The organism is Brevundimonas sp. FV1ye7S (genome assembly GCF_058680995.1).
In genome coordinates, this window is sequence record NZ_CM178726.1 from 2,821,733 (window position 1) to 2,834,030 (window position 12,298).

Annotated in this window: 9 protein-coding genes; 7 read left to right on the plus strand and 2 right to left on the minus strand. The window is 68.6% G+C overall.

Features of this window, described 5'->3' with window-relative positions:
• Window positions 1–188 precede the first annotated feature (188 nt).
• Complete coding sequence (locus ACW18C_RS13805; RefSeq protein WP_492071497.1) at window positions 189–815, plus strand: DUF4168 domain-containing protein; 627 nt, start codon at window positions 189–191, stop codon at window positions 813–815.
• A 4-nt stretch (window positions 816–819) separates the two neighbouring features.
• On the opposite strand, the gene ACW18C_RS13810 is transcribed toward ACW18C_RS13805, so the two are convergent.
• Window positions 820–2,682: a monovalent cation:proton antiporter-2 (CPA2) family protein gene (locus tag ACW18C_RS13810; protein WP_492071499.1), complete on the minus strand. Its 1,863-nt coding sequence runs from the start codon at window positions 2,680–2,682 to the stop codon at window positions 820–822.
• A gap of 161 nt (window positions 2,683–2,843) precedes the next feature.
• On the opposite strand from ACW18C_RS13810, the gene ACW18C_RS13815 reads away from it, so the two are divergent.
• The 6 genes from ACW18C_RS13815 (at window position 2,844) to ACW18C_RS13840 (ending at window position 11,483) form a co-directional block, all read left to right on the plus strand.
• Complete coding sequence (locus ACW18C_RS13815) at window positions 2,844–4,673, plus strand: vWA domain-containing protein (RefSeq protein WP_492071500.1); 1,830 nt, start codon at window positions 2,844–2,846, stop codon at window positions 4,671–4,673.
• 89 nt (window positions 4,674–4,762) lie between these two features.
• Window positions 4,763–5,170 (plus strand): CBS domain-containing protein, encoded by a 408-nt coding sequence (locus ACW18C_RS13820; protein ID WP_304936946.1) that lies wholly within the window; start codon window positions 4,763–4,765, stop codon window positions 5,168–5,170.
• Window positions 5,171–5,236: 66 nt separating this feature from the next.
• Window positions 5,237–5,824 (plus strand): hypothetical protein, encoded by a 588-nt coding sequence (locus tag ACW18C_RS13825; protein ID WP_492071501.1) that lies wholly within the window; start codon window positions 5,237–5,239, stop codon window positions 5,822–5,824.
• Window positions 5,825–6,062: 238 nt separating this feature from the next.
• Complete coding sequence (locus ACW18C_RS13830; protein WP_492071502.1) at window positions 6,063–6,671, plus strand: ImuA family protein; 609 nt, start codon at window positions 6,063–6,065, stop codon at window positions 6,669–6,671.
• Window positions 6,562–8,130 carry a Y-family DNA polymerase gene (locus ACW18C_RS13835; protein ID WP_492071503.1) on the plus strand — a complete coding sequence of 523 codons (1,569 nt, stop codon included), beginning with the start codon at window positions 6,562–6,564 and terminating at the stop codon, window positions 8,128–8,130. Before ACW18C_RS13830 ends, ACW18C_RS13835 begins: the two co-directional genes overlap by 110 nt.
• On the plus strand, window positions 8,127–11,483 hold the full coding sequence (locus ACW18C_RS13840; protein WP_492071505.1) for an error-prone DNA polymerase: 3,357 nt from the start codon (window positions 8,127–8,129) through the stop codon (window positions 11,481–11,483). The genes ACW18C_RS13835 and ACW18C_RS13840 overlap by 4 nt, the downstream gene beginning before the upstream one ends.
• Window positions 11,484–11,718: 235 nt before the next feature.
• Here ACW18C_RS13840 and ACW18C_RS13845 read toward each other — a convergent pair whose 3' ends face one another.
• Window positions 11,719–12,291, minus strand: a complete 573-nt coding sequence (locus ACW18C_RS13845; protein WP_426024774.1) for a DUF421 domain-containing protein — start codon at window positions 12,289–12,291, stop codon at window positions 11,719–11,721.
• Window positions 12,292–12,298 lie beyond the last annotated feature (7 nt).

A 12,298-nucleotide genomic window follows, 5' to 3' on the forward strand; every position in this document is an offset into this window, starting at 1 on the left:
TCTAACGTATCCTTGATCGGCTCTCCAGCCCGCCGGGGTGGCGATCACGCCGCGAACGCCTAGATTAAGCGGGCTCCCCGCTCCTTTATCCTTACAGGCGCCACAGCCATCGGGGAGCGATGACGTGATTGCGTCGTCGCCGTCCTTGCACGGCATAAGTGGACGCCAGATCGAAAGGACCACGCACCATGCGCGCGCCCCGCCTCGCTCTTTTTGCTTCCGCCGCCGCTCTGCTGACCGCCGCGGGCGCACACGCCCAAACCCCTTATGAAGCCTCGGGCCAGACCGCCCCGACCGCGGCGCCTGCCCCGGGCGCAGCCGACTTCACCGACGAAGAATTGCGCAAGTACGATGTCGCCATCACCCGCGTCCGCGCGGTCAGCGACACCCTGAACGGCACCCAGCCGACGCCCGAACAACAGGCCGAAATGGCGGCTGCGGTTCAGGAATCCGGCCTCGAGGTCGTGCGCTTCAACGCCATCTCCAACGCCGCCGCCGAAAGCCCGGTGATCAACGCCCGCATCAACGCCATGAAGGCGCCGAAGCCTGCTCCCGGATCGGTCGCGGCCGGCGTCAGCGACGCGGAACTGCGCCAGTTCGTTGAAGCCATGACCAAGATTCGCGCCGTCACCGCCAATGTCCAGAACGGCCAGGCCACCCCGGAACAGAGCGCCCAGCTGACGGCGGCGGTCGAGGGGTCCGGCCTGGCGGTGGACCGTTTCAACGCCGTCGCCACCGCCGTGTCCCAGGACGCTGGCCTGCGGGCCCGGGCCGAGTTGATCGGCGCGCGACAACAGGAGGCCGGCGCCCAATAGGGCGTCAGGTCTCGGCGGGTTCGCGCCGTGTGTCCGGTGCGGCCGGACCCGCCTCGTCCTCGTTCAGCAGTCGGCCTTCGCGACGCGGCTTCACATAGGGAGCGGGTTGCGGCGTCGGCATATTGCCGCGCATCAGTTGGCGCCCGGCCTTGATTCCGCCGGTCAGCTGCAGGTCCAGACGCGCCTCGTCGCGGCGGCGAACGTCGCCGATGGCCTCGGCCGCCTGGCCCTCGTCCATGCCCAGTTCGATCAAGGCGCGCTCGCCGAACTTCAACGCGGACTCGAAGGTCTCGCGGATCTGATAGTCGACCCCGGCCTGGATCAGCCGCATGGAATGCCCCCGGTCGAAGGCCCGGGCCATGATCTTGGTCGTCGGGAACTCGGACTTGACCAGTTCGACGATGCGGTCGGCGACCTCGGGCTTGTCGACGCAGACCAGGACGATTTCGGCCTCGTCCGCACCCGAGGCCCGCAGCGTGTGCAGCTGAGCGCCGTCGCCATAATAGACCTTGAACCCGAACTGCGAGGCGGCCTGGATCATCTCGACGTCGTTCTCGATGATCGAGACGTCCACATCCCGCGCCAGCAAGGGCTGTGACACCACCTGGGCGAAACGGCCGAAGCCGATGATCAGCACCTGCCCGCGCAGGTCCTTGGCGAAGTCCACCCCCTCGGCGTCCTCGGCCGACAGGGTCGGCTTGGGCAGCAGGCGCTGGGTCAGCAGACTGGTCAGCGGCGTCAGGGCCATGGACAGGATGACGATGGCCGACAGCATGGCGCCGATCTGGGCGTCGAACAGACCCGCCGTCACCGCCGCGCCATACAGGACGAAGGCGAACTCGCCGCCTTGCGCGAACAGGGCCGCCCGCTCGACCGCCTCGTGGTGCGAGGCCTTGAACAGTCGCGCGACGCCATAGATGCCCAGCGCCTTGACCGCCATGAAGGCGATCACGCCGCCGACCACCAGACGCCAGTCGGCGACCACCACCGACAGGTCCAGCGACATGCCGACGCTGAGGAAGAACAGACCCAGCAGGATGGCGCGGAAGGGCTCCACATCGGCTTCCAGCTGGTGACGGAAGGTGGATTCCGACAACAGCACGCCTGCCAGGAAGGCGCCCATGGCCATGGACAGCCCGCCCAGCGACATGGCCCAGGCGGCGCCGACCACGACCAGCAGGGCCGCCGCCGTCATCACCTCGCGACCGCCGTAACGGGCCAGCAGGCGGAAGATCGGATTGACCAGATATTTGCCCGCCAGCAGAACGCCGCCGACCGCCGCCACCGCGAAGCCGATGGTCTGCCACAGGGGGGGCGCCTGTTCGTTCGCCACGCCCAGCACCGAGGCCAGGACGGCGACGATGGCCAGCAACGGCACGATGGCCAGGTCTTCCAGCAGCAGGATGGAGACGGACCGCTGACCGGCCCCGCCCGCGATCTCGCCCCGCTCCTCCAGCATCTGCATGATGACGGCGGTGGACGACAGGACGAAGCCCATGGCGCCGACAAACGCGACCGGCGCGGAAAAGCCGGCCAGCATGGCGGTCAGGGTCAGGATCAGGCCGCAGAACAGCACCTGGGCCGCGCCCAGGCCGAAGATCTCTTTCCGAAGACCCCACAGACGTTTGGGCCGCATCTCCAGCCCGATGATGAACAGGAAGATGACCACGCCGAACTCGGCGACATGAAGAATGGTCTCGGGCTCCTGAAACAGTTTCAGGCCGAACGGCCCGATGGCCAGCCCGGCCGCCAGATAGCCGAGCACCGAGCCCAGACCGACCCGCTTGAACACCGGCACGGCGATCACGCCCGCCGCCAGCAGGGCCGCCGCCGCGCCCAGATCCAGTCCCGTCGTCGCCTCGGCCATCGTCACCCCTTCGCAGGATATTCATAGTGGGGGAGAAGCCGTAGGATTGCGAGATGGCGCCGACGACACGATCACGAATGGAGCGGCGACAGGCGCCTGCATCGCCACAGTTTCGCCTCAGGCGACAAGCGGAGTAGCGTCCAGAACAACCGGAGGAAGCCATGTCGCGTCTCGTCAGGATCGCCGTCGCCGCCACCCTGGGCCTGTCCGTCGCGGCGCCGCCCGTAGCGGCTCCGACCTTCGCCCTGGCCCAGCCCCAACGCCCGTCATTGGATGGCGAAGCCACGCCGGCCGCCTGCGCGCCGTTGGGCTTCGTCCTGTCCCCGCCGGGCGAACCGATGCAACATCTGACCAGCCCCGTCCGGCCGACGCCGATCCCGGCCCCGACGCTGAGCCGTATCGAGGGCGGGGCGCCTCCCCCGCCGCCCCCTCCTCCTCCACCGCCGCCGCCGGCCCCGCCAGCACCCATGCGTCCGGCGGTGGTCGCCGCCGCACCGGGGCAGGCTCCGCTCAACGCCGTGGTCGTGACCGGATCGCGCATCATGCCCGGCGCCCCGGCCCCGTCCGACACCGAAACCTATCCCGACGCCACGCCCAACCCGGTCAAGCGGACGGCGGACCAGCCGGTCTCCACCTTCTCGATCGACGTGGACACAGCCGCCTATTCCAATGTCCGCCGCTTCATCGACGAGGGCCGCAGCCCCCCGGTGGACGCGGTGCGGGTCGAGGAGCTGATCAACGCCTTCGACTATGGCTATGCCCGCCCGACGTCCCAGGCTCGACCTTTTGCCATCACCACCGCGGTCGCCGCTTCGCCCTGGGCAGACGGCCGCCAGATCGTCCAGATCGGCTTGCAGGGTTATGAGCTGCCGCAGGGCGAGCAGCGGCCGCTGAACCTGACCTTCCTGGTCGATGTGTCGGGCTCGATGCGCAGCCCGGACAAGCTGGACCTGGCCAAACAGGCGATGAACCTGGCCATTGACCGGCTTCGGCCGCAGGACAGCCTGGCCGTGACCTATTACGCCGAGGGTGCGGGCACGACCCTGCAGCCCACGCCCGGCGACCAGAAGCTGAAGATGCGCTGCGCCGTCGCCAGCCTTCGCGCCTCGGGCGGCACGGCCGGGGCGACCGGGATGACCAACGCCTATGACCAGGCCCAGGCCAGTTTCGCCCGCGACAAGGTCAACCGCATCCTGATGTTCACCGACGGCGACTTCAACGTCGGCGTGACCGACAACAAGCGGCTGGAAGACTATGTCGCCGAAAAGCGCGGAACCGGCGTCTATCTGTCGGTCTACGGCTTCGGGCGCGGCAACTACCAGGACGCCCGGATGCAGACCATCGCCCAGGCCGGCAATGGCGTGGCGGCCTATGTGGGCGACCTGCGCGACGCGCGACGCCTGTTCGGCCCGATGTTCGACAAGGGCGCCTTCCCCATCGCCGACGACGTCAAGATCCAGGTCGAGTTCAATCCCGCCCGCGTCGCCGAATGGCGGCTGATCGGCTATGAGACCCGGCTGCTGAACGAGGCGGACTTCGCCAACGACCGCGTCGACGCAGGCGAGGTGGGATCGGGCGCCAGCGTCACGGCCCTGTACGAGATCACCCCGGTCGGCGGTCCGACCCAGGTTCCCGAGCGCCGCTATCCCGACAATCGGATCGGCGCCGGCGGCGGCGATCCAAACGGCGAGATCGGCTTCATCCAGGTCCGCTACAAACAGCCGGGCCGCAGCCGATCGGACCTGATCCAGCAGCCTCTGACCAGCCGCCCCGCCGGCGCCCAACCGCCCGAGGCCACGCGCTGGGCCTTGGCCGTCGCCGCGTTCGGTCAGAAGCTTCGCAACGACCCGTGGATGAACGCCGACTACGGCTGGGACCAGGTGCTGGCCCAGGCCCAGGGCGCGCGCGGCGAGGATCCCTGGGGCGACCGGGCCGAGTTCGTCCAGTTGGTGCGCGCGGCCAAGGACCTGCCTGAACGCCGCGCGCCTTAAGGCCGAGCGGCGTCAAGCGGGCGCACAGCGGCGGAACCCCGCCGTGCGCGGCGGGTTTTCACGGTGACGCTACACCCCAGGAGACCGCCATGAAGATCCGCGACGTCATGACCAAGGATGTCCACCTCGCCCGACCCGGCGACACGCTTCAGGAGGTCGCCGCCCGGATGGCCAAGGGGGATTTCGGCTTCGTGCCCGTGGCCGACGGCGACCAGTTGATCGGCGCCATCACCGACCGCGACATCGTCGTGCGCGCCATTGCCGCTGGTGCGTCGCCGACCGCGCCTGTGGTCGAATACATCACCCGCGACCCGCAGACGGTGCTGGACACCGACGACCTGAAATCCGTGCTGGACCTGATGGGGTCGCGCCAGATCCGCCGCGCCCCCGTGGTGGACAAGCATGGCCGCATCGTCGGGGTCATCTCGCTGGGCGACCTGTCGACCCGGGTGAAGGAGAAATACGCCGGCGAGACGCTGGAGAGCATCTCGCGTTAACCCTCCCCCCTCACCACGCGCTAACCGGCGTCAGTCATCCTGCACCCTGAACGGTGGGAGATCAGAATGGCGCGCGCGCAGTTCCAGAAGGGTCAGAAGGTCTGGGTCGAGTGCGTGGGCGCCTGGGCCACCATCGAGAAGGTTCAGCCGGTCTGGGCCAAGGGTTTCGACGAGCCGGTGCGCGTCACCTACGACGTCGGCCTGGGGCGTGAGTTCGCCGCCGCCGAACTGATGATGGCCGCCGCGGACGCCGCCGGGGCCGAGGTCGGCGACTGGCGCGTGCTGCGGGCCCGCAACAAGTGGCAGGCGGAAGAGGACTGCCTGCACCACCCCCAGCCCGGCACCTATCCCGTCGTCGTCACTGACACGGCCGACTGGGGCGGCTGGCGCGTGCCCGGCGCGGAATATGACCGCGACCCCCAGCGCATTGAATTCCAGTCCCGGCTGATCGCCGCCGCGCCGCGTCTGATGCAACTCGCCGAAAGTCTGATGGACCTCGTGGCCGAGAGCCCCGACGACGCGCCGCCCGCCGTTCTGGCCCTGGCGCGTCAGGCCCGCGACACGCTTCAACCTGTGACGGAAATTCTGGAAGCGGCGCCGGCCCGGGCGAGCGGCGTCATGCCGGGTGCGGACGCCGGCCTGGCGGAACGCTGAACAGGAGCGCAGGCTCAGATCGCCCCGCTTGACTCCGCACGGCATAGCGCGCCATTTGGAACAAATGGAGAACATTGGACCTGATGACCGTTTGGCCGCCTTGAGGACGCGGCTTGAATCGCTCAATGCCTGCACCCTTTCGCTTGCTCCCCGCCAGACACGGGACGCCAGCGTCTTTCCATCCTGCTGGGCGCGCGGGGCAGTACATGACCTGTACGCCGAAACACCGGCCGACGCTGTGGCGATCAACGCCTTCGGCCTGGGCGGCGCGCTTCAGGCGGCGGACGGACGGGCCATCGTCTGGGGGCTTCACGACATGATGGGGCTGGAGGCGGGGCGGCCGCATGGACCGGGGCTGCATGAGATGGGGCTGGCGCCGTCGGACATGCTGCTGGTGCGAGCGCCGGACATTCAGACGCTGCTCATTATCGGCGAGGAGGCGTTACGGACACCGGCGGTGGGCGCCGTGCTGCTCAGCGCCTGGGGCGAGGCCAGGGCCTTGTCCCTGACGGCCAGTCGGCGGCTGGCGCTTGCGGCCGGGGGTGGTCATGGGACGCTGTTCCTGGCGAGGGCCGGCGCCGTTCCGGCGCCCAGCGCCGCCGAAAGCCGATGGTCGGTGCGCGCCGTGGCGTCCGCGCCGCTCGAGGGCGGAGCGCCGGGCAGACCGTCTTTTTCCGCCACCCTGCTTCGGCGACGCGGCGGGGGCGAGCCCAGAACCTGGATCATGGAGTGGGATCGTGACACGCGATCGTTCCGCGAACCGGCGCCGCTATCTGGCGCTGTGGTTCCCCTGGCTGCCCAGCGACCGGCTGAAGCGTCGCGCCCGTTCCGCAGACGGGTCGCCTGAGCCCGATCCAAGGCCTTTGGTCCTGGTCGAGAAGATCGGCGGCGCGCTGCGGCTGGCCGCCGTCGATCCGGCGGCGTCCGGGGCGGGGCTGGTCCCCGGCCTGACGCTGGCCGACGCCCGCGCGCGAACGCCCGCCTTGCGCACCATTGTTCATCGACCGGATATGGACGCGGCCTTGCTGCTGCAGGTGATGGAGGATTTCGGCCGGTTCACGCCCATGATCGCCGAGGATTCGCCACATGGGCTGATGCTGGACGTGACCGGCTGCGCCCATCTGTTCGGCGACGAAACCGGACTGGTCCGCGCGGCGCATGAGCGTGCGGGGCGTATCGGCCTGGGGATCCGCAGCGCCCTGGCGTCCACGCCCCAGGCGGCGCGCGCTCTGGCCCGTTTCGGGCCGGGCGGACGGTTCGAAGCGGGACAGGATCGACAGGAGGTGCGTCGGCTGCCTGTTGCGGCGCTGGAACTTTCGCAACGCGAGACCCAGGCCCTGCAGCGCGCGGGTCTGAAGCGGATCGCCGATCTGGACGATCGTCCGCGCGCGCCGCTAGCCGCGCGCTTCGGCGCCGATTTTTCCGCCCGGCTGGCGCGGATCCTGGGTGACGAGGACATGCGCATCACGCCGTACCGGCCGCCGCCGCCCATCACCGTCGACCGCATCTTCTTCGAACCCATCGTCGATGACGCGGATGTAGAACGCGTCCTGTCCGATCTGTTGATCGAGACTGCGGATCGACTGGATCAGGCAAGCCAGGGCGGCCGGGCCTTCGAGGCGGGCTTCTACCGCGTCGACGGCGAGGTCCGACGCATCGTCGTGCGGACCGGCCGGGCCACACGCGACCGGATCGCGGTGCTTCGTCTGTTCCGTGAAAGGCTCGCGGCCCTGGCCAATCCCCTGGACCCCGGCTTCGGCTTCGATCAGATCAGGCTGTCTGTTCTCGAGACCCAGACGCTGAAACCCGACCAGCCAAGCCTGGACGGCGACAGACCGGACGGCGAGGATTTCAGCCGCCTGATCGACCGGCTGACGGCGCGGCTGGGGCCTGAAGCCGTGCTGCGGTTCGAACCTCTGGGGTCGCACATGCCCGAGCGCGCCGCACGGATGGTCCCGGCGACAATGAAGGTCGGGCGAGCGGCCCAGGACTGGCCGGATCTGACGCCTGACGATCCGCCGTTACGCCCCTTGCAGATGTTCGACCCGCCCCAGCCGGTCGAGACCCTGGCCGAGGTGCCCGACGGTTCGCCCTTGCGCTTCCGCTGGCGCCGGGTGCTGCATGAGGTGGCTTGCGCCGAAGGACCGGAGCGGATCGGCGGCGAATGGTGGCGCGCGCCGGATCAGAAGACGCGCGACTACTATCGCGTCGAAGACCGCGAAGGCCGCCGGTTCTGGCTGTTTCGGCAGGGCCTGTACGGCGAGACCGACGAGCCGCGCTGGTTCGTACACGGCCTGTTCGCATGAACGCGCCCGCCTATGCCGAACTGGCCAGCGCCAGCAACTTCTCCTTCCTAAGGGGGGCGTCGCATCCGAAGGATCTGGTGATGACCGGAATTCTGCGCGGTCATGCGGGCCTTGGCCTGGCCGACCGCAACACGGTCGCCGGGGTGGTGCGGGCCTGGAGCGCCCTGCGTAGCCTGCGCGAAGACGGCCTGTCGCCGCCCGATGTCGTGCGCGACGGCGCAGGGCCTGGCGAAGCGACCTATGTCGAGGATCGGTTGAACGATCCGACCCTGTCGAAAGAGGTCAGACGACGGGCCGCGACCTTCAAACTGGCGACCGGCGCGCGTCTGGCTTTCAACGACGGAACGCCCGACATCATCGCCTATCCCGAGACGAGAGCCGGCTGGGGGCGACTGACGCGGCTGCTGACCCTTGGCAATCGCCGAGCCGTGAAGGGCCAGTGCGAAATCGGGCTGCGCGACCTGCTCGCCGCACCGGAGGATCTGCTGCTGATCCTCATGCCGGACGCCCGGCTGGACGGTCTGGACCGGACGCTTGACCGTGTGACCGAGGCGGCGCCCGGCGCGGTCTGGCTGGGCGTCGCCATGGGCCGGCGCGGCGACGACGGGCGGCGGCTGGCGCGGCTGAAGGCGCTGGCGGAACAGAGCGGCGTCCCGCTGCTGGCGGTCAACGACGTCCTCTATCACGACGCCGACCAGCGCGACCTGCAGGACGTGCTGACCTGCATCCGCGAAGGCGTCACGGTGGAGGCGGCGGGGCGGCGTCTGAACGCCAACGGCGAACGCTGGCTCAAGCCGCCCGCCGAAATGGCCCGCCTGTTCCGCAACGCGCCCGAGGCCGTCGCCGAGACCGCGAACCTGCTGGCCCGCGTCGGTTTCGACCTCAGCGACATCAGCTATCAGTACCCCGAGGAGACGACCCCGCCCGACCAGACGCCGCAGGCCTGGCTGGAACATCTGACCTGGCTGCACGCCGAGATGCGCTATTCCCAGGGCGTCCCCGATAAGGTGCGGGTGCTGCTGGAGAAGGAGTTGGCCTTCATCGCAAAGGCCGACTACGCACCCTACTTCCTGACCATCTACGACATCGTGAGGGTGGCGCGCGACAAGCGGATCCTGTGTCAGGGGCGCGGTTCGGCGGCCAATTCCGCCGTCTGCTATGTGCTGGGCATCACGGCGGTGGACCCGGCGGAATCCGACCTGTTGTTCGAACGCTTCCTGTCGTCGGACCGAGGCGAACCGCCCGACATCGATGTCGACTTCGAGCACGAGCGGCGAGAGGAGGTCATCCAGCACATCTACACACGCTATGGCCGAGAACGCGCCGGCATCGCCGCCACCGTCATCCGCTATCGTCCCAAGAGCGCCATCCGCGACGTGGGCAAGGCTCTGGGCCTGACCGAGGACGTCACCGCCCGTCTGGCCTCCAGCCAGTGGGGCAGTTGGGGCAGCGAGATCGGCGACCGCCATGTCGAACAGGCCGGGCTGGACCCAACCAATCCGATGATCCGGCGCGCCGTGGCGATGGCGACGCGGCTGCTGGGTTTTCCCCGCCACCTGTCCCAGCACGTCGGCGGCTTCGTCCTGACCCAGGACCGGCTGGACGAACTGGTCCCCATCGGCAACGCCGCCATGGCCGACCGCACCTTCATCGAATGGGACAAGGACGACATCGACGAACTACGCCTGATGAAGGTCGATGTGCTGGCGCTCGGCATGCTGACCTGCATCCGCAAGGCCTTCGATCTGATCCGCACCCATTCGGAGGAGGACTGGGCGCTGCATACCATCCCGGCCGATGACGCCGGCGTTTACGACATGCTGTGCCAGGGCGACTCCATCGGCGTCTTCCAGGTCGAGAGCCGCGCCCAAATCAACATGCTGCCCCGGCTGAAGCCGCGCAAACTCTATGATCTGGTGATCCAGGTGGCCATCGTCCGGCCCGGTCCGATCCAGGGCGACATGGTCCATCCCTATCTGCGACGTCGCAACGGGCTGGAACTGCCCGACTATTCCAAGCCGGGGCCGCAATACCCGGCGGACGAGCTGAAACAGGTTCTGGAAAAGACCCTGGGCGTGCCGCTGTTTCAGGAACAGGCGATGAAGGTGGCCATGGTCGCCGCCGAATTCACCGAGAAAGAGGCCAACGGTCTGAGGAAGGCCATGGGCACCTTCCGGGGCGACGGCACCCTGCACACCTACGAAGACCGGATGGTCGGCCGGATGATCGAGCGCGGCTATGATCCGGCCTTCGCCCGGCGCTGCTTCGACCAGATCAAGGGGTTCGGCTCCTACGGCTTTCCGGAAAGCCACGCCGCCTCCTTCGCCCAGCTGGTCTATGTCTCGTCGTGGATCAAACACCACCATGCGGCGGCCTTCGCCTGCGCCCTGCTGAACAGCCAGCCGATGGGCTTCTACGCCCCGGCCCAGATCGTGCGGGGCGCCCAGGAGCATGGGGTCGAGGTGCGCCCGGTCGATGTCTCCTGCAGTGATTGGGACAACAGCCTGGAAGGCCCGAAGGGCGCGCCGGCGCTGCGGCTCGGCCTGCGTCAGATCGACGGATTCCGCGAGGACTGGGCCCAGGCGCTGGTCGCCGCTCGCGCCGCCGCCCGCCCCTGCGACGTCGAGACCCTGGCGCGACGCGCCGCCCTGCCCGCCGCCGCCATGCGCAAGCTGGCCGACGCCGACGCCTTCCGCTCGCTGGGCCTGGATCGACGCGAAGCCCTGTGGGCCGTGCGCCGTCTGCCGGACGATGCACCCCTGCCGTTGTTCGCCGCCGCCGATGCGCGCGAACTGGGCGCCGAACCCGACGCCAGGCTGCCGACCATGCCGCTGGGCGAACATGTCGCCGCCGACTATCAGACCCTGCGCCTGTCCCTGAAGGCACATCCCATGAGCATCCTGCGGCCCCTGTTCGACGCCGAGCGGATGCTGACCTGCGCCCGGACCGAGGCGAAACGCGGCGGCGCCCTGGTGCGGGTCGCCGGGGTGGTTCTGGTCCGTCAGCGTCCAGGCAAGGGCAACGCCATCTTCGTCACACTGGAGGACGAGACCGGCATCACCAATGTCGTCCTGTGGGCGCGGATGTTCGAACAGTTCCGTCGCGAGGTCATGGCCGCCCGGCTGATGGAGGTCGAAGGCGTCGTGGAAAAAAGCCCGGAAGGCGTGGTCCACCTGGTCGCCCGCCGCGTCATCGACCGCTCCAGCGAACTGTCACGCCTGTCCGAAGACCACGACACCTCCGTCCAACTGGCCCGCGCGGACATTGTCGCCAATCCCCAACCGCCCCGTCACGCCCCACACCGCCACCCCCGGGACGTCCGCATCCTGCCGGGCTCGCGAGATTTCCACTGAGCTCCGCCGCTCAGATCTGTGTGCGTGTGTCTCTCAGGGCCATGTTCAGATCGTCCTATCCGACACCGGCGGCGCGGATGGCGTTTTCATCGCACTCGCCGTCCCGCACTGATATCGAGCGGGCTCCATTTGCCGAAGGCGCGGGTCCCGACGGATCGCGCCGCCAGCACGCCGACGGCGAAGTGAGGACGCCCGGACCGTTTCCGAGCGAGTCAGGCCTAGATCAAATCCATGGTCACGCTGAGCGCGGCAAGGCCGTCAGAGAGCCGTCGGTTTCGAGAAACACGGCTTCAAGATCGTCGAGACGCTGGACGCCGGCGGCGCGCGCGGCCGCCTGAACCTCTCCCTCGGTTACGCGCTGGCGTCGCATTGCGCGCGGCAATAGCTGGCCGTCTCGCAAAAGGAGGGTCGGCTCGGCTTTCACCAGCCGGTCGATCAGCTTGAATCGGACGGAAGCGGCGGTGACCGCCAATTGCATCGCGACGAGCAACAGAAGCGCCGTCAGCCCCTCAACGAGCGCCAGCGACTTGCTGGTGATGATCGAGGCCAGCGTCGAGCCGATGGCCACAGTGACGATCAGGTCGAATGCGTTCAACTTGGACAGCGTCCGCTTGCCCGACAGCCGCAGGATCACGACCAGAGCGGCATAGGCCGCGGGCGCGATGATCAGGATGCGCAGAACGCCTGACCAGCCGTCGAACAGGGCTTCAGGAAGAGGATTGGAAGGCATGGCAAGCGAACGACTTGGCCCCGGGGGAGTTGCGTCCCCGTGGCAAGTGGTGCGTAGAACCTCGGCCGCCCTCGTCACGCAAGAA